General features: G+C 41.5%; 16 protein-coding genes, 1 other RNA gene and 1 other annotated feature. Of the genes, 15 read left to right on the top strand and 2 right to left on the bottom strand.

The genetic code is table 11. The features are described 5' to 3' along the window. The first annotated feature begins 32 nt into the window (after nt 1-32). From DWY31_RS09150 to DWY31_RS09135, 4 genes are all read left to right on the top strand, one after another. The gene (locus tag DWY31_RS09150) at nt 33-515 is read left to right on the top strand and encodes a DUF6465 family protein (RefSeq protein WP_243060508.1); all 483 of its coding nucleotides are present in this window, start codon (nt 33-35) and stop codon (nt 513-515) included. A 50-nt stretch (nt 516-565) separates the two neighbouring features. Further along, entirely contained in the window at nt 566-1303 is a 738-nt protein-coding gene (locus DWY31_RS09145; protein WP_021861238.1) for a transmembrane protein, read from the top strand. Nucleotides 1304-1368: 65 nt separating this feature from the next. Continuing rightward, nucleotides 1369-1563 carry a hypothetical protein gene (locus tag DWY31_RS09140; protein ID WP_021861239.1) on the top strand — a complete coding sequence of 65 codons (195 nt, stop codon included), beginning with the start codon at nt 1369-1371 and terminating at the stop codon, nt 1561-1563. 87 nt (nt 1564-1650) lie between these two features. After that, the gene (locus tag DWY31_RS09135) at nt 1651-2478 is read left to right on the top strand and encodes a PHP domain-containing protein (protein ID WP_021861240.1); all 828 of its coding nucleotides are present in this window, start codon (nt 1651-1653) and stop codon (nt 2476-2478) included. A gap of 132 nt (nt 2479-2610) precedes the next feature. Here the strand turns inward: DWY31_RS09135 and feoB are convergent, their stop codons facing one another. Both feoB and DWY31_RS09125 read right to left on the bottom strand, forming a co-directional pair. After that, nucleotides 2611-4701, bottom strand: a complete 2091-nt coding sequence (gene feoB, locus DWY31_RS09130) for a ferrous iron transport protein B (RefSeq protein WP_118520186.1) — start codon at nt 4699-4701, stop codon at nt 2611-2613. Nucleotide 4702: 1 nt separating this feature from the next. Continuing rightward, on the bottom strand, nt 4703-4927 hold the full coding sequence (locus DWY31_RS09125) for a FeoA family protein (protein ID WP_021861242.1): 225 nt from the start codon (nt 4925-4927) through the stop codon (nt 4703-4705). Nucleotides 4928-5231: 304 nt separating this feature from the next. Here DWY31_RS09125 and DWY31_RS09120 point away from each other — a divergent pair, with 304 nt between their 5' ends. The 11 genes from DWY31_RS09120 to pheT all read left to right on the top strand — a co-directional run bounded on the left by DWY31_RS09120 (nt 5232) and on the right by pheT (nt 18842). After that, nucleotides 5232-6761, top strand: coding sequence for an isopeptide-forming domain-containing fimbrial protein (locus tag DWY31_RS09120; RefSeq protein WP_118520184.1), 1530 nt, complete (start codon nt 5232-5234; stop codon nt 6759-6761). Nucleotides 6762-6781: 20 nt separating this feature from the next. After that, nucleotides 6782-8056: a 3-isopropylmalate dehydratase large subunit gene (gene leuC, locus DWY31_RS09115; protein ID WP_117538266.1), complete on the top strand. Its 1275-nt coding sequence runs from the start codon at nt 6782-6784 to the stop codon at nt 8054-8056. Further along, nucleotides 8056-8547: a 3-isopropylmalate dehydratase small subunit gene (locus tag DWY31_RS09110; protein WP_117538267.1), complete on the top strand. Its 492-nt coding sequence runs from the start codon at nt 8056-8058 to the stop codon at nt 8545-8547. Before leuC ends, DWY31_RS09110 begins: the two co-directional genes overlap by 1 nt. A gap of 31 nt (nt 8548-8578) precedes the next feature. After that, on the top strand, nt 8579-10066 hold the full coding sequence (thrC, locus tag DWY31_RS09105; protein ID WP_118520182.1) for a threonine synthase: 1488 nt from the start codon (nt 8579-8581) through the stop codon (nt 10064-10066). Between the two features lie 42 nt (nt 10067-10108). After that, complete coding sequence (locus tag DWY31_RS09100) at nt 10109-10450, top strand: hypothetical protein (RefSeq protein ID WP_021861247.1); 342 nt, start codon at nt 10109-10111, stop codon at nt 10448-10450. A 217-nt stretch (nt 10451-10667) separates the two neighbouring features. Continuing rightward, nucleotides 10668-12272, top strand: a complete 1605-nt coding sequence (pckA, locus tag DWY31_RS09095) for a phosphoenolpyruvate carboxykinase (ATP) (RefSeq protein WP_021861248.1) — start codon at nt 10668-10670, stop codon at nt 12270-12272. Between the two features lie 47 nt (nt 12273-12319). Further along, nucleotides 12320-12503: non-coding RNA, 6S RNA (gene ssrS, locus DWY31_RS09090), on the top strand. Between the two features lie 155 nt (nt 12504-12658). Beyond that, the gene (locus tag DWY31_RS09085; RefSeq protein ID WP_242992985.1) at nt 12659-14014 is read left to right on the top strand and encodes a SpoIID/LytB domain-containing protein; all 1356 of its coding nucleotides are present in this window, start codon (nt 12659-12661) and stop codon (nt 14012-14014) included. Between the two features lie 113 nt (nt 14015-14127). After that, a complete protein-coding gene (locus tag DWY31_RS09080; protein ID WP_021861250.1) occupies nt 14128-14955 on the top strand; it encodes a YihY/virulence factor BrkB family protein in 828 nt (275 codons plus the stop codon). A gap of 61 nt (nt 14956-15016) precedes the next feature. Next, nucleotides 15017-15258 (top strand) — a binding site (T-box leader). Between the two features lie 110 nt (nt 15259-15368). Continuing rightward, nucleotides 15369-16388, top strand: coding sequence for a phenylalanine--tRNA ligase subunit alpha (gene pheS / locus DWY31_RS09075; protein WP_021861251.1), 1020 nt, complete (start codon nt 15369-15371; stop codon nt 16386-16388). Nucleotides 16389-16421: 33 nt separating this feature from the next. Next, nucleotides 16422-18842, top strand: a complete 2421-nt coding sequence (gene pheT, locus DWY31_RS09070) for a phenylalanine--tRNA ligase subunit beta (protein ID WP_021861252.1) — start codon at nt 16422-16424, stop codon at nt 18840-18842. Nucleotides 18843-18878: the final 36 nt, after the last annotated feature.

Raw genomic sequence — 18878 nt, 5'->3', positions numbered from 1 at the left:
AAAATTGGTGTAGCGATGTAAGGAGGAATACCATGGCTAGAAAACGAGTAATAAAGAAAAAAGAAGCAATGAAAGCGGCAATAGAAAAAGCGCAGCTTACAGAGGAGAAGAAGACACAGTCTGCAGAAGAAAAAGTAGCAGAGAAAGTCAGCGATACTGCGAAAGAAATAAAGGCAACAGCAAAAACAGCAGCCAGAACAGCTGTAAAAGAGGCGAAAGCAGCTAAAGAGACTGTAAAAAAGACAGCAGCCAAAGAAGTGAAGGGAGCCAAAGAAGCAGTGAAGAAGACTGCTGCAAAGAGACCATCTAAGAAGGATATGAAAGTCCGTACATTTGTGGAATATTATGGCAAGCAGGTCGAGGAAAAAGAAATGATCGCCAGAGTCAAGAAGGCGTGGACGAAAAAGGGAAAGAGAGTCGGGGAGATTAAGACACTGGAACTATATGTCAAACCGGAAGAAGGCGCTGTTTATTATGTAATCAACAGTGAGGAGACCGGCGCAGTAGAATATTAAATTGTGAAAGACAGGGGATTAGAAGATAAGGGACAAAAGGAGAGACGAATATGGATGAAATAAAGACATTATTAGAGAACGTTTTAAGTAAAACATCCGATATGAAACAGGCATTTATCGATCTTGCACCGAACAGCCGGATGAATATGGGAATTATTGGTGCAATGATCATTGTTGGAGTGCTGCTTGCACTGTTTGGACTGAAACTGGTAAAATTATTTACGGCGCTTTGTGGCTTCGGCATTGGTGCAGCAATCGGAGCCGGAGTTGTACAGGTTATGCATCCGTCTCAGATGACAGGGATGATTATTCTGTTTGGCTGTGCTGTCGTTATGGCTGTGCTTGCGTTTTTCCTACATAAACTGGGTATATTTATCACGGTGTTTATAGTATCTATGGCGATTGCGGTGACGGCGAATATGCCACACAGTTTACTGATCGCCGGAATTTATGTCGTGGTATCTCTGATACTTGCAATACTTGCGGTGATTTTCACGGAACCACTGATGATCGTTGTAACAGCATTTGCCGGCGGAATGAGTGTTGGAACAGCAGTTGTAATGCTTGTGGATCTTCCGTTTGCAGGAGTGGCAAGACTGGTGATCGGTGTTGTTGTTGCAATTATCGGCATGATTGTACAGTTTATGATGCAGTCAAGAAAACTTGGCAAAAAAGAGAAGAAATTCTCAGAAAAAATAAAAGAACAGGATTCTGTGGAGTCAGAAGTTGAGAAAGCAAGAATGATACTGGATGATTTTGATGATGATACGGATGAAGATGATGAGTAAGTAGTCCGTTTTATGAGACACCTCTTCTGCTATAGTATTGAATTATAGAAGGAGAGGTGCTTTTTATGAGAAGAATTATAAGGAGATTTTTACAAAACAGCAAGATGATAACAGGCGTGCTTGTTCAGATGATGGCAGCTTTTTTATTTGGTTTCACAGCAGTTGAGCTGCCGAACTATCTATATTTTCTGATCTGGTGTACAGGTCTTATTCTCTGCTGTAGTGTGACAGGAACGAAAGAATCAAAAAAAGCGTTTTGAGGGAAATACAGGCAGAAGTCCGGATCAGTTGTATTTTGCATGATATGTGATATAATAAAATCAAGTTCATGCAAAGGAGGCTTGTTTATGAAGCTGGATATGCATTGTCATGTGAAGGAAGGTTCTGTTGACAGCAGAGTGAGTCTGGACGAATATATTACAAAACTGAAAGCACACGGATTTGACGGAATGTTGATCACCGACCATGATACGTATAAAGGATACAGATACTGGAAGAACGAGATGAAAGGCAAGGTGTACGAAGATTTTGTTGTACTCAAAGGCATCGAGTATGACACCTGTGATGCAGGACATATCATCTGCATTATGCCGGAAGGTGTGAAGATGCGTTTGCTTGAGATGCGTGGAATGCCAGTGGCTATGCTGATCGATTTTGTGCATAGGCATGGCGGAATTTTAGGACCGGCACATCCGTGTGGCGAGAAATATATGAGCTTTACGAATACAAAGAGATATTATCGTTCACCGGAGATTATCAAGCGTTTTGATTTTATTGAAGCATTTAACGCCTGCGAACCGGAAGCATCGAATGAAGGTGCAAGGAAGCTGGCGCAGAAGTATAAGAAACCGGGGATTGGAGGAAGTGATTCTCATAAGCTGAATTGTGTTTCCATGGGATATACGATTCTTCCGGAGCGTGTCACCTGTGAAACAGAGTTGATTGCACTGATACGGAAGAAAGTACCGATAGAAGCAGGAGGAAAACTGTACGATAAGACAACGAAAGACAGAATTGGAAAAGCAAGCAAGCTTTTGGCATATTCATTCTGGTTTTATAACAAAGGCGGCGAATTGCTGAAGAGAAGAAAGAGACGGAAAAAAGGTAAGATTGAAAATCCAATGGATCCGATCGATCCAATCGAGATTCAATATTTAAAAGAGCATAATTCTTAGATATTTCTGAGAGAAAGAGAAAGGCACATATACAAGATTAAAGAATCCGTATATGTGCCTTTGCAACTGTAATACTATTAATGGAAAGCCTGTCAGTGCAGTATTTTAAATTTCAATCTTACGCAGACAAGATTAAAATAATAAAGAGCAGACGTGGTAAGCAATGCAGCTGCATGTCCATGCAGTAACTAATTGATAGAGAAGAATAGATATAGTAGATTTCCAACTGTTCAATTCTCTATGAATCGTTGCGATGGTAGCAGTGCATGGTACATAAAGCAAACAAAAAACCATAAGAGCGTATGCGTTTGCAGGACCGAATCCAAGAGTACCCAGAGTGGCAGACATGGTTGTCATGCCATGTGCGGTTGTAATATTCTGTATCCCGAAAAGGACACTGCAACTGGACACAACCACTTCTTTTGCGGCAATTCCGGCAATCAGTGCGACAATGATCTGCCAGTATCCAAGACCGACAGGCCGAAAGAGCGGGACGATTGCTTTCCCAATATAGGATCCGAAACTCAGACTGATATCTGTTACATATCCGGTCGGACCGAAATTTAAAATAATCCACATCAGAACAGATGCCAGGAAAATAACGGTTCCAGCTTTTGTCAGGTAGTCTTTGATCTTTTCCCATACATAAATTGCAATGGTGTGTGCATTTGGTGACTTGTATTCCGGAAGCTCGATCAACAGTGCATGATCGGCTTTTGAACCGTCTATACGTGAAAGGATGTAGGCGGTTGTGATCGCAATCAAAATTCCAAGTATGTACAAAGAGTAGCAGGCGAGCATTGCGTGTTCTCCAAAAAACATGGATGAGAACAGGACGTAAATCGGAAGTCTTGCACTGCAGGACATAAATGGTGTGATCAAAATTGTTTTGAACCGGTCTTTCGGATGCTCTAAAGCCCTGGATGCCATAACAGCGGGAACGGAACAGCCAAATCCCAGAAGTAATGGCAGAAAAGCTTTTCCGGACAGTCCGAGATGGCTCATAATATCATCCATTACAAAAGCAACTCTTGCCATATAGCCACTGTCCTCCAAAAACGCCAGTGCCAGGAAGAGAATAAAAATATTTGGCAAAAAAGTTAAGATCCCGCCTACACCGGAAATGATTCCGTCCGTGATGAGCGATGAAAGCATCGGGTGTACATGTAGTGCCTGTAAAAGGGCAGATGCACCGGATGTCAGGTAGTCTAATGCAATTTCAAAATATCCTTTCAGAAAATCACCAATTGTAAATGTCAGGAAAAATACAATTGCCATAATGCCAAGGAAGATTGGAAGTCCCAGAAACCGATTCGTCAGGTAAGAATCTATCTTATCTGTAGCTGCCTCTTTTTTTGATTTACCAACGAGGACTTCACCGATCACTTCTTCGATAAAATCATATTTCTGATTGATCATATCTTTTTCGTAGCTTCGCTCAATAATATCGGCGCAGTCAATTGGATGACGTTTGCGGATATCAGGATCGTTTTCGAGAAGTTTGATCGCATGCCAGCGTTTGTTTGTCATATCCGGATATTTTTTTGAAAGACGGCTGATCAGGAGATCAATTTTGTCTTCGATTTCATCGTTGTAAACCATTGCATATTCAGAATGGTGATCATGTCGGTGATGAGAAGACTTCCCGGTGTGATGATGAATCAACGGATCCTGAACATCAGGATCATTATGATGTGCTACAGCATGCATTAAGATAGATAGTCCGGTGCGTTTGCGTGCAGAAACCGGAATGACTGGTATGCCGAGCATTTCCGGAAGCCGGTGAAGATCTAATTCCAGCCCGCGTTCTTCAACGATATCCATCATATTGAGCGCCAGTACAACCGGCTTGCCAAGTTCAAGAAGCTGCAATGTTAAATAGAGATTGCGTTCAAGACTGGAAGCATCAATGACGTCTACAATGACATCTACTTCATCACTTAAAATACAGTCTCTGGATACGGTTTCTTCCATCGTATAAGATGAGAGACTGTAAATGCCGGGAAGATCGATCAGACGAAATTCCTGCCCTTTGTAAAAGGTTTTTCCTTCTTTCTTTTCAACAGTTACGCCGGGCCAGTTTGCAACTTTTAAATTCGCGCCTGTGTACGCATTAAAAAGCGTTGTCTTTCCGCAGTTTGGATTCCCGATGAATCCGACATTGATAATTTCGCTGTTGTTATTAGTCTGGTTATTTTTTTCTCTTGTGTCTGCAAGTCCCATGTCAGTTTTGCTCCTTTACTTCAATATGATTGGCAATTCTTTTTCCGAGAGCAAAACGTGTTCCGCGGAATTTCACAGTGAGTGAGCCTTTTTTCTGATTATTCATTATTGTGATAGTACTGCCTTCCGTAAGTCCCAAGGCTTCCAGACGGCGTTCCAGTTTTTCTTCCAGTTGAATGGAAACAACCTGATAGGAAGTATTACTGTTTCCCTGTTTTAATGTCATGTATGTATTCCTCTCTAATGTTAATGATAAATATTATCTATAATAATTCTTTTATAATATCATTTTTTAGAGAATATATCAATCTGAAAAGTATTGACAAATGTGTAAAACGTCTATATGATTAATACACTCGTCTTAAGAAGTTCTGATGATTCTTTATAATCAATATTCGTACGGGGAATCCCCCGACAGGGAAATGATCTTCCCGAATTTCACAAAACGAGAAATCATAAAAGGAAAGGAGGGCAGTTACAGTAACTGGTTTTAGCAATTTAATTTTACAATTGAAGAAGGAGTAGTGCTTATGAAAAAAAGAAATTTCCCATGGAGTCCTTTTGTGCGTTTTCTGGCGGTGCTTTGTCTGGTTTTCTGTTGCGTGCCGGCAGTAAAAAGTGAGGCGAAAGATGTGTCGCTGAGAAGAGGCGAAGAAGTATTTTATGAAGGGTATTCAACGTTTTACTATTATATTGACGGAACTCTTGGATATTGTCTGGAACCAAAACGAAGTTCTCCGCATGACGGAACCTATACGTCAAAACAATTGACGAATGACACGCTTTTAAGTAAAACACTGTATTATGCGTATGGCAATCCGGGGTATCAGAAGTATTTGAAACCTGTATTTGGAGAAAACTGGCAGGAGAAGAAAAAAGCTTACAGTCTGTCGCATTGTATTTTGTCCTATGTATATGACGAATGCAAAGATTCAAGTGATGCATTTCTGGGATTAAGTGACACAATGAAGCAGAAAGTGAAAAGCTGTACGGCGAAGATTAAGACATTTCCGAAAATACCGGATCCGGATATTGCTTTTTCAGAGAAGACATTGACGGCTGTTTATGATAAAAATGAAAAAGTGCAAAAGACAAAAACTATCACCTGCAAGGGCGATGAAGATAATTCAATTGTCCTGAAACTGCCTGCGGATGTAATACTGGTAAATGAAACAAAAGGGACAAAAAAGACAGGAAATGTGACGGTTTACGGCGGCGATCGTTTTTATTTGAAGTGTCCGGTGGGAAAATGGAATGCCCAGACGTGGAAAACAGGCAACATTTATGGGAAAAACAGACAGAATTGGAGAAGTCTGGTGATTAATACCGGAGCAGGCGGACAGCACCTGGGAGTCGGAGAACTGGTAAGTGCGGATAATATTCCAACCAGTCTTGCGGTGCAATGGATTGAAAAGCCGGAACTTAAAGTGGAAAAGAGCGCTGACCGGGAAGATAAAAAATATAAAGTTGGTGACAGGATTACATATACGGTTGATGTGACGCAGCAGATTGAGAAGGCGGTTGCCTCAGGTGTTACGATCACAGACCGGATTCTAACGGAAGGAGTGAGACTTCTTCCGGATTCTATTATTCTGTATGACAAAGATCAAAGCGTTGTATCTGACGCGGTTATTTCTGTAAAAGAGAACACATATACAATTGAAACAAAACATTTTCTGGAAAGTATTCATTCCGGTGACAAATACACAGTGACTTATCAGGTGGAAATTCTGGATGAGAAACTGATCGGAAAAGAGATTGAAAATGAAGTAATCGTCCGTGCCGATAATGCGGAAGATGTGGATGATACGGAAATCGTGACTGTGGAAGAATCGGAAAAACCAGAGAAACCAGAAAAACCGGAGAAACCGGAAAAACCGGCAGAAAAGAAGAAACCTGAGATTGTGAAAGTAGAGAAAAAGGCAGAAAAACCGTCAGTGAAGAAGAAAGAGATTGTAAAAACCGGAGACGAACAAGATTTGATACTTCTTACGGTCTTATGTATTCTTTCTTGCACTGTAATATTTACCTGTGGTAGAATAGCTCGTAAGACTAAGTAGAAGAATAGGAGGTTGTCGTGATGGGAATGACAATGACGCAGAAAATATTAGCTGCCCATGCAGGTCTTGATCATGTTGTGGCAGGACAGTTGATAGAAGCAAAGTTAGACGTAGTTATGGCAAATGATATTACCGGGCCAATGGCACTGCCGATTTTCAGACAGATGGCAGAGAAGGTATTTGACAAAGATAAGGTAGTACTTGTACCGGATCATTTTACGCCGAATAAAGATATTAAATCCGCAGAGAATTCAAAATCAATCCGCGAATTTGCAAAAGATCAAGGACTTTCCTGGTATTTTGAACAGGGAAAATCCGGTGTAGAGCATGCGATTCTTCCGGAAGCAGGTGTTGTAGCAGCAGGTGAATGTATTATCGGTGCAGATTCACATACCTGTACATATGGAGCACTGGGTGCATTTTCTACCGGTGTCGGAACAACGGATATTGCAACAGGTATGGCAACCGGAGAACTCTGGTTCAAAGTGCCAAGTGCATTAAAATTTGTCCTGAAAGGACAGCCGGGACCTTATGTGAGCGGTAAAGATATTATTATTCATATCATTGGTAAGATCGGTGTGGACGGAGCACTTTACAAATCTATGGAATTCACAGGTGAAGGAATTGCAGCTCTTTCCATGGATGATCGTTTTACAATGGCGAATATGGCGATTGAAGCAGGCGCAAAGAACGGAATCTTCCCGGTAGATGATCAGACAAAAGCTTATCTTAATGAGCATACGAAGAAAGCATATCAGGTCTATGAAGCGGATGAGGATGCAGAGTATGACGAAGTGATTGAGATCAATCTTTCCGAAGTACGTCCGACCGTTGCATTCCCACACCTTCCGGGTAATGCTAAGACAATCGATGAGATTGAAGCAATGGAACCGATCAAGATCGATCAGGTTGTAATCGGATCCTGTACAAATGGACGTATGGAAGACATGCGTAAGGCAGCAGCTATTTTAAAAGGACATAAAGTACATGAAGATGTGCGTGTAATGGTAATTCCGGCAACACAGAAAATCTACAAACAGTGTATCAAAGAAGGACTTCTTGATATTTTCGTAGATGCGGGCTGTGCCGTGAACACACCAAGCTGTGGACCGTGTATGGGCGGACATATGGGCGTTATGGCAGCAGGAGAGAAGTGTGTATCTACAACAAACCGTAATTTTGTAGGAAGAATGGGGCATGTAGATTCCTTGATTTATCTTGCATCGCCGGAAGTAGCAGCAGCAAGTGCGATCGCAGGATGTATTGCAAATCCGGAGAAAGTGGGTGACAGATAATGAAGGCATTAGGACATGTATTTAAATATGGAGACAACGTAGACACAGATGTAATCATTCCGGCAAGATACCTGAATTCATTTGACGCGCAGGAGCTGGCAAGTCATGCAATGGCAGACATTGATCCGGACTTTGTGAATAAAGTAAAACCGGGAGATCTGATCGTGGCAAATAAGAACTTCGGATGTGGCTCATCCAGAGAGCATGCACCGCTTTGTCTTAAGACTGCAGGAGTAAGCTGTGTGATTGCAGAGACATTTGCAAGAATTTTTTACCGTAATTCTATTAATATCGGACTGCCGATCATCGAATGTCCGGAAGCTGCAAGAGGAATCGAAGCAGGCGATGAAGTGGAAGTAGATTTCGACAGTGGTAAGATTTACAACCGTACAAAAGGAACAGAATTCCAGGGACAGCCATTCCCGGAATTCATGCAGAAACTGATTGCGGCAGGCGGTCTTGTAAAATATACAAACAGCAAGAAGAAATAATAGCAAGAAAGACCAAAGGAAAGGTGGAAATATGAGTCTACATTACAAAAGTACCCGGAATTCCGAGTTAAAGGTAACTGCATCTGAAGCAATTTTAAAAGGGCTTGCTCCGGATGGCGGTTTATTTGTACCTGAAGAGATTCCAAAACTGGATGTTTCTATGGAGCAGTTAAAAAGTATGAGCTATCAGGAGATTGCTTATGAAGTAATGAAGCTGTTTCTGGCCGATTTTACAGAGGGAGAACTGAAAGGGTGCATTGAGAAAGCATATGACAGCAAGTTTGATACGGAAGAGATTGCATCTTTGGTAAAGGTATCGGATACTTACTATCTGGAGTTATTCCACGGTGCAACCATCGCATTTAAAGATATGGCACTTTCCATTCTGCCACATCTCCTTACGACTTCTGCGAAGAAGAATCACGTAAAGAATAAGATCGTGATCCTGACAGCGACATCCGGAGATACCGGAAAAGCTGCAATGGCAGGATTTGCAGATGTGGAAGGGACACAGATCATCGTGTTCTATCCGAAGAACGGTGTCAGTAAAGTACAGGAACTTCAGATGGTAACGCAGAAGGGAAGCAATGTAGATGTTGTTGCGATCCACGGCAATTTTGACAATGCGCAGAGCGGTGTCAAAGCAATGTTTGAAAACAAAGAACTTGCAGAAGAACTTGCCGGCAAGGGATATCAGTTTTCATCAGCCAACTCTATTAATATCGGACGCCTGGTTCCGCAGGTTGTTTATTATGTATATGCATATGCAAAACTTCTGGAAAATGAAGAACTTGCGAACGGAGAAGAATTACAAGTTGTCGTTCCGACAGGTAATTTTGGAAATATTCTTGCAGCTTACTATGCAAAACAGATGGGTGTGCCGATTGGTAAACTGATCTGTGCATCGAATGAAAATAAAGTATTGTTTGATTTCTTCCAGACAGGAACTTATGATAAGAACCGTGAATTTGTGCTGACAACATCGCCATCTATGGATATCCTGATTTCCAGCAATCTGGAGCGTCTGATCTATGTAATTGCAGGCGAGGACAGCGATAAGACAAAAGAACTGATGGAAGCTTTGAAAAAAGATGGAACGTATACGGTTTCGGAAGATATGAAAGCAAAACTGTCTGATTTTGCTGCAGGATATGCCACAGAGGACGAGACGGCAGAGCAGATCCATGATGTCTATGATAAGACCGGTTATGTGATGGATACACATACAGCAGTTGCATCTTATGTATGCAGCCGGTATGAACAGTCAGAAAAGACAGGCAAGAAATATCTGATCGCGTCCACAGCAAGCCCGTACAAATTCGTGAAGAGCGTTATGACAGCAATTGATGCAAAATATGCAGAAGAAGATGAATTTGCACTGCTTCCGAAATTGCAGGAGCTTTCACAGGTCGATATGCCGCAGGCAATCAAAGACATTCTGGATGCAAATGTCCTGCATAATATCGAATGTGATGTAGATCAGATGGAAGAGACTGTAAAACAGATTCTGAACCGTTAGTCAAAAGAAGAGAAATACAGAAGATACGGAGGATAACGAAGAATGGAAGGTGTATTTGGAGTAATAGGTCTGGGACTCGGATTGTATTGCCTGTATGGATGTTACATGCTGAGATTCAAACATGAGATCAACCGGACGATCTTACTTCCGAAAAACGTGAATATTAAAAAGTGCAAAGATCTGGATGGATACTGTAAGGAGGCATTGCCGCCACTTTTAATACTTGGTATTGCAGCAACTTTATATGGTGCTTCCGATCTGTATAACACTTATATCGGAGAAGCGAAGACGGTATTTTATGTTTTCATGACCATTACGATCGTTGCGCTTGTGATTTACGCTGTAATGATTAAAAAAATCAATAATAAATATTTTAAAGCATAAGGAAATGCAAGATTGCGTATGCAATCTTGCATTTTTTAAATACCATAGACAAGGATTTAACGAAAAAAGGAAGATAAATGCATAAAAAATGTCTAAAACTTTCGAAAAAAGATTGTTAAAGTCTTGACTTTTTTTGGAATAAATGAGATAATAGGAGCAAATGTTGTCGTGCACAGACAGGACAATGTAAATAATGAAGAAAAGAGGTTAATGTAAAATGGCAAAAATCGATTTAAGCAAGTATGGAATTACAGGAACTACAGAGATTGTTTATAATCCTTCTTATGAGATGTTATTTGAAGAAGAAACAAAACCTGAACTTGAAGGTTATGAAAAAGGACAGGAGAGCGAACTCGGAGCAGTGAATGTAATGACAGGTATCTATACCGGTCGTTCGCCAAAAGATAAATATATCGTAATGGATGAAAATTCCAAAGATACGGTATGGTGGACCTCTGATGAGTATAAAAATGATAACCACCCGGCATCAGAAGAGACATGGAAAGCTGTAAAAGAGATTGCACAGAAAGAACTTTCCGACAAGAAACTTTATGTTGTAGATGCATTCTGCGGTGCAAACAAAGATACACGTATGGCAATCCGCTTTATCGTAGAAGTTGCATGGCAGGCACACTTTGTAACAAATATGTTTATCAAACCAACAGAAGAAGAACTGAAGGATTTTGAGCCGGACTTCGTTGTTTACAATGCGTCAAAAGCAAAAGTTGAGAACTACAAAGAATTAGGACTGAATTCTGAGACAGCAGTAGTATTCAACATCACAAGCCGTGAGCAGGTAATCATCAATACATGGTATGGTGGAGAGATGAAGAAAGGTATGTTCTCTATGATGAACTACTATCTGCCATTAAAAGGTATTGCATCTATGCACTGCTCAGCAAATACAGATATGAACGGAGAGAATACAGCAATCTTCTTCGGACTTTCCGGAACAGGTAAGACAACGCTTTCTACTGATCCGAAGAGACTTCTGATCGGTGATGACGAGCACGGATGGGATGATAATGGAGTATTTAACTTTGAAGGTGGATGTTACGCAAAAGTTATCAACCTGGATAAAGAGTCTGAGCCGGATATTTATAATGCAATCAAACGTAACGCACTTCTTGAAAATGTTACACTGGACAAAGATGGTAAGATTGATTTCGCAGATAAGAGCGTGACAGAGAATACGCGTGTATCTTATCCAATCGATCACATTGAGAAGATCGTACGTCCGATATCAGCAGCACCGGCAGCTAAGAATGTAATCTTCCTGTCAGCAGATGCATTTGGAGTACTTCCTCCGGTATCTGTATTAACTCCGGAGCAGACAGAATATTACTTCCTGTCAGGATTTACAGCAAAACTTGCAGGAACAGAGCGTGGAATCACAGAGCCTACACCGACATTCTCAGCTTGTTTCGGACAGGCATTCCTGGAGTTACATCCGACAAAATATGCTCACGAATTAGTTAAAAAGATGAAAGCTAACGGAGCAAAAGCATATCTTGTTAATACAGGATGGAATGGAACAGGAAAACGTATCTCTATCAAAGATACTCGTGGAATCATTGATGCAATCTTAAGCGGAGATATTAAGAATGCACCGACAAAGACAATTCCATACTTCAACTTCGAAGTTCCGACAGAGCTCCCGGGCGTTGATACAGGAATCCTTGATCCAAGAGATACTTATGTCGATGCAACAGAGTGGGAGACAAAGGCAAAAGACCTCGCAGGAAGATTTGTTAAGAACTTTGCTAAATATGAAGGTAACGAAGATGGTAAGGCACTTGTATCTGCCGGACCACAGTTATAAGAAAACAGTTGTAAAATAGAGATTATTGGAGTATAATAATCTCAGTTGGAAACCTGAAATGTTCGATAACTTCTGTTATTTTGAACCTACAATACTTTAAACGGGACTCTTATTATCTCTGTAATATGTCAAGCCCTCATTTATGCAGGGGAAGGCAGAAAAGCAGATGCGGACACCCACCTAGCGGATGGCTAGGAGTCAAAATACAGAAACCGGCATTTTGGGGAATACAGAAGATAAGGCAGATGCCGCAGAACGATTAGCGATAATCCGATGCGGCATCTTCTTTTTATCCATATGTGAACAAAAAAGAGCTGTTAATGCAGCGAAAAGTACAAGAAACGTGTGGCTTTACGAATGTTACGAATGTATATGGAGGGATTCAGTTGAAATGTCAGAAAAATAGAAAACATCAAAAGAGTATTCGTTTGTGTGGCTGTATTCTCATTGCCGCTTTTTTTATTGTGTTACTCAGTGGAAAACTGCCGGAAGTAGCGAGGAGAAGACAAGTACGTGAAAGTGACAGGCAGAAACAGACATACAACAATACATATGAAATAGATGTGTCAAAAAAACAGACGGATAATACGAAAATAGCGAAAAAGAATCCAAAGATCCGTGTTCTCCTGATGACAACAGGATATACCCGGGCGTTTCATACGGAAGTGAAAGTTTCGGGAAAAGAAGGCTTGATATTAAGAATAGGAGCGAAAAAAGTTTCCGTACCTGCCGGAAAAACTGTGACGATAAAAGCTTCAAATCGGCGACTGAAAAAACATACAATAAAAATTCGTGCAAGAAAAGGTACGGTACAGGTTAAGAGCATACGAAGAGGTTATGGAACGCCGTCTTACAGCGGGACACTGGAACTTAAGTCTGCCGGAAAGAAGATCGCACTGATCAATGAACTTACGGTAGAAGATTATCTCTGTGCGGTTGTTCCGAGCGAGATGCCGGTGTCATATAAACTGGAAGCATTAAAAGCGCAGGCTGTCTGCGCGAGAAGCTATGCTTACCGGCAGATGGAGAACTATGCTTATCCGAAATACCGGGCGCATGTCAATGACAGTACAGATTATCAGGTATATGGCAATTCAAAGCAGGCGGATTCTGCTGTGAAAGCGGTCAGGCAGACAGCCGGAGAAACTGCAAAGTATAAAGGGAAAATTGCAACAACATACTATTATTCGACATCTTCCGGAAGAACGACGACAACTGCAGCGTGGGGAAGCACTTCATCAGCAGCTACCGGCTATCTGAAATCCGTCAGAGTCAGTGGAAAAAATGGGGATTATGAGAAAAATCTTCCATGGTACCGGTGGACAGTGGACGTAACGGCAGCAAGATTGTCAACGATTCTTTGTAAAAATACCGGAAAAGATGTCGGAAGTATCCGCAAGATATATATTTCAAAAAGAGGTCCGGGAAAAGTAGCGCTGGAACTTAAAGTAAAGGGAGACAAAGGAAATCTGACTATAAAAACAGAGAATAAAATCCGGTCAGCGCTTGCGGGAGATTATGATATCCGGAAACAGGACGGAAGTAAAGTGAAGTTTCGAACATTGCTTCCAAGTGCGTTTATTACAATTACGAAAAAAAAGAGCCAGATCCACATCCGGGGAGGCGGATTCGGACATGGAATCGGAATGAGCCAGACAGGAGCCAATGAAATGGCAAAACAGGGGAAAACTTACAAAGAAATATTGAAACTGTTTTATTCTGACATTACGGTAGAAAATTAATAATATGAAGAAAAACATCTAAGAAAATGTCTGCCGGTACGATAAAAGACAGATAATCGTAGACAAAGCGCATGAAATCAGTTAAAATGGGGTGCGAATGTCAGGAGAGAACTATGAAGAAAATAAAAGAAATCAGTTCAAAAATAATACAGATAACAACAGACATATCCCATGATCATGTAGGTGCGTATGCTGCACAGTCGGCATACTTTTTTATGCTGTGTCTGATTCCGATCATTCTGCTTCTTCTGACACTGGTGCGTTATACACCAGTGACGAAAGCAGATGTTATGGCGGCAGTGATCCAGGTGTTCCCGTCATCTGTGGAGACACTGATCACATCGATCGTGAATCAGGTTTACAACCAGTCAATGAGCATCATCCCGATCACGGTAGTTGTAGCGCTCTGGTCAGCAGGAAAAGGTGTACTTGCGATGTCTTCCGGACTGAACTGCATTTACAAATGCCATGAGACACGTAACTATTTTTATCTCCGTCTGCGGGCAACGATCTATACAGTGATGTTCTTGATCGTGATCATATTCCTGCTGCTGTTGTCTGTGTTTGGTAATACAATAAATATATTTATCACAAATCATGTAACGATCATGAAACAGATTGCTGACTGGCTGATTAAAACGCGTACGATCATTACGCCTATCACATTGATGATATTCTTCCTTTTGATCTATAAGTTTCTGCCAAACCGCAGGACAAAATTAAAAAGACAGATTCCGGGTGCGGTATTTGCAGCAATTGGCTGGATGATCATATCCTGGATTTTTTCTGTGTATGTAGATGTATTTCAGGGATTTTCGGATATGTACGGAAGTCTGACAACAATCGTGTTGATCATGCTTTGGATGTATTTCTGTATGTATACGATTCTACTTGGCGGTGTAGTGAATGTGATGGTATCAGATGAGATTTTTGGAGAATAGAACTTGACATCTCCGGGCTGTATGATACAATAATGAAGTATTAGAACTCAATCTATTTTTGGAAAAAGCAATGACCGTGTAAGTAGAGAATTATTTTCCGACAGAGAGAGAAGATCGCAGGCTGGAAGTCTTCTTCGGTTCAGATAAGGATTGAATTTCCCACGTAAGCTGTTTCTTTGAAACGGAGATAATCTGTAAGTAAGAGAAAACGTAACCTGCACGTTACGCAGAAGATAAGTGCCTGCCGCAAGTAATATGCTGCAGGAATCAGGGTGGTACCACGGGTAGAACCTCGTCCCTAGGGGATGAAGTTCTTTTTTTATTGCCACAGCATCTGGATGAAGTTGCCGTCGGCAGGTTCTGCAGGTGTCTGAATATGGACAGATATATTGATGAAGAAAGGGAGAAAAGAGATGCAGGAGAAGCTTAAAGCCATCAGAGAAGAAGCATTAAAAGCAATCGAACAGGCAGATATGCCTGAAAAACTGAATGATGTCCGCGTAAAATTCCTTGGTAAAAAGGGAGAGCTGACAGCCGTATTAAAGAGTATGAAAGATGTTGCCAAAGAAGACAGACCGAAGGTTGGTCAGATGGTCAATGAGACAAGAGAAGCAATTGAGAAGATATTAGAGGAAAGCAAGAGCAAAATGGAGCGTGCGATCCGTGAAGAGAAGATGAAACAGGAAGTAATCGATGTAACACTGCCGTCCAAGAAGAATATGGTCGGACACAGACATCCGAACACGATTGCACTGGAAGAAGTAGAGAGAATTTTCGTTGGTATGGGATATGAAGTTGTAGAAGGACCGGAAGTAGAATACGATCTGTACAACTTTGAAAAACTGAATATTCCGGCAGATCATCCGGCAAAAGATGAGCAGGATACGTTCTATATTAATAAAGATATCGTACTTCGTACCCAGACATCGCCGGTACAGGCACGAGTAATGGAACAGGGAAAACTCCCAATCCGTATGATCGCACCGGGACGTGTATTCCGTTCTGACGAAGTAGATGCAACACATTCTCCTTCTTTCCATCAGATCGAAGGACTTGTTATTGACAAAAACATTTCTTTCGCAGACCTGAAAGGTACACTGGAAGTATTTGCAAAAGAGTTATTCGGACCAGAGACAAAGACGAAATTCCGTCCGCATCATTTTCCATTTACAGAGCCAAGTGCAGAAGTTGATGTTACCTGCTTCAAATGCGGCGGAAAAGGATGCCGTTTCTGTAAAGGATCCGGATGGATTGAGATTCTTGGCTGTGGTATGGTACATCCACATGTACTGGAAATGTGTGGAATTGATCCGGATGAATATACAGGATTTGCATTTGGTGTAGGTCTGGAACGTATTGCACTGTTAAAATACGAAATTGATGACATGAGACTGTTATATGAAAATGATATCCGATTTTTAAAACAGTTTTAAACGATAGATGAAGGACGCGAAAGGAGTAATAAGATGAATACATCATTATCATGGATAAAAGCATATGTTCCGGATCTTGACGTGACAGCACAGGAATATACCGATGCAATGACACTGACCGGAACAAAAGTAGAAGGATTTGAAAAGATGGATGCAGATCTGGACAAGATCGTAGTCGGACAGATTGATAAGATCGAGAAGCATCCGGATGCTGACAAGCTGATTATCTGTCAGGTAAATATCGGAACAGAATCCATTCAGATCGTAACGGGTGCACCGAATGTAAAAGAAGGTGACAAAGTACCGGTTGTTCTGGACGGCGGACGTGTTGCAGGCGGACATGAGCCGGGACAGAGAGTTGCCGGTGGAATCAAGATCAAAAAAGGAAAATTACGTGGAGTAGAGAGTAACGGTATGATGTGCTCGATCGAAGAGCTGGGATCAAACCGTGACATGTATCCGGATGCACCGGAATACGGAATCTATATTTTCCCGGAAGATACAGAAGTCGGAGCAGATGCCATTGAAGTACTGGGACTGCACGATGTTGTATTTGAATATGAGATCACATCAAACCGTGTAGACTGCTACAGTGTTGTTGGTATTGCAAGAGAGGCGGCAGCAACTTTCCACAAAGAATTTTGCCCGCCGGTTGTAACAACAACAGGAAATGACGAAGATGTCAATGATTACATCAAAGTTACTGTAAAAAATACAGACCTCTGCCCGAGATACTGTGCAAGAATTGTAAAGAATATCAAGATTGCACCGTCACCGGAATGGATGCAGAGAAGACTGGCTTCCGTAGGAATCCGTCCGATCAATAACCTCGTAGATATTACAAACTATGTAATGGAAGAATACGGACAGCCAATGCATGCTTATGATCTGGACACGATTGCCAATCATGAGATTATTGTCCGTACTGCAGAAGCAGATGAGAAATTTACAACACTGGATGGACAGGAAAGACAGATGGATGAAGACGTTCTGATGATTTGCGACGGCGAGAAATCTATCGGTATTGCCGGAATCATGGGTGGTGAGAACTCCATGATCACAGACAATGTAAAGACAATGCTTTTTGAAGCAGCATGTTTTGACGGAACAAACATCCGTAAATCAAGCAAGAGAGTCGGACTTCGTACAGATGCTTCCGGTAAATTCGAAAAAGGTCTGGATCCGAACAATGCACAGGCTGCAATCGACCGTGCATGCCAGCTCATTGAAGAGATGGGAGCCGGAGAAGTTGTCGGCGGTATGGTAGATGTATATGGAAAGAAGAAAGAGCCGGTACGTGTGCCATTTGATTCGGAAGCAATCAACAATCTGCTTGGAACAGAGATCGCAGAAGAAGATATGCTCGGATACTTCAAGAAGATTGATCTGGAATATGACAAAGAGAAGAGAGAAGTGATCGCTCCGACTTTCCGTCATGACCTGTTCCGCATGGCTGACCTTGCAGAAGAAGTTGCAAGATTCTATGGATATGATAATATCCCGACAACACTTCCGAGAGGAGAGGCAACAACAGGTAAATTATCATTCAAGCTGAGAGTGGAAGAGATTGCGCGTGATATCGCGGAGTTCTGTGGATTCAGCCAGGGAATGACTTATTCATTTGAAAGCCCGAAGGTATTTGATAAATTACTGTTGCCGGAGGATTCACCGCTTCGCCAAACAGTTGACATTGTGAATCCGCTGGGAGAAGATTACAGCGTAATGAGAACAACATCCTTAAATGGTATGCTGACTTCTCTTGCAACAAACTACAACAGAAGAAATAAAAATGTAAGATTATATGAGCTTGGTAATGTATATCTGCCAAAGGCTCTGCCACTTACAGAACTGCCGGAAGAGCGTATGCAGTTTACACTTGGAATGTATGGAGACGGAGATTTCTTCAGTATGAAAGGTGTTGTAGAAGAGTTCTTTGAAAAAGTAGGACTTCATAAAAAAGAAACTTACGATCCGAATGCCGGAAAGACATATCTGCATCCGGGACGTCAGGCAAATATCATTTATGATGGAACAGTTGTCGGATATTTAGGAGAAGTACATCCGGATGTTGCAGACAATTACGGAATCGGAACAAGAGCTTACATTGCTGTTATTGATATGCCGGAGATTGTGAAGAAGGCAACCTTTGACAGAAAATATACGGGAATTGCCAAATTCCCGGCAGTTACCAGAGATATTAGTATGGTAATGCCGAAAGAGATTCTTGTCGGACAGGTAGAAGAAGTCATCGAGAAGAAGGGTGGCGCTTATTTGGAGAGCTATGCACTGTTTGATATTTACGAAGGAGAACAGATTAAGAAAGGCTTTAAGTCCGTAGCATATTCTATCGTATTCCGTGCAAAGGATAAGACACTGGAAGAGGCAGAGATTACAAGTGCTATGAACAAGATTTTGGAAGGACTGGAAGCGCTTGGAATCGAACTTCGTAAATAAACAGTTCATTCACAGAAAGGAAAGGTAATTTCCAAA

It is taken from the genome of Dorea sp. AF24-7LB (genome assembly GCF_003478575.1).
In the GTDB taxonomy this organism is placed as follows: Bacteria; Bacillota; Clostridia; order Lachnospirales; family Lachnospiraceae; genus Dorea_D; species Dorea_D hominis.
Note: the sequence above shows the minus strand (reverse complement) of the source record. Positions and strands in the feature narration are given on the sequence as shown.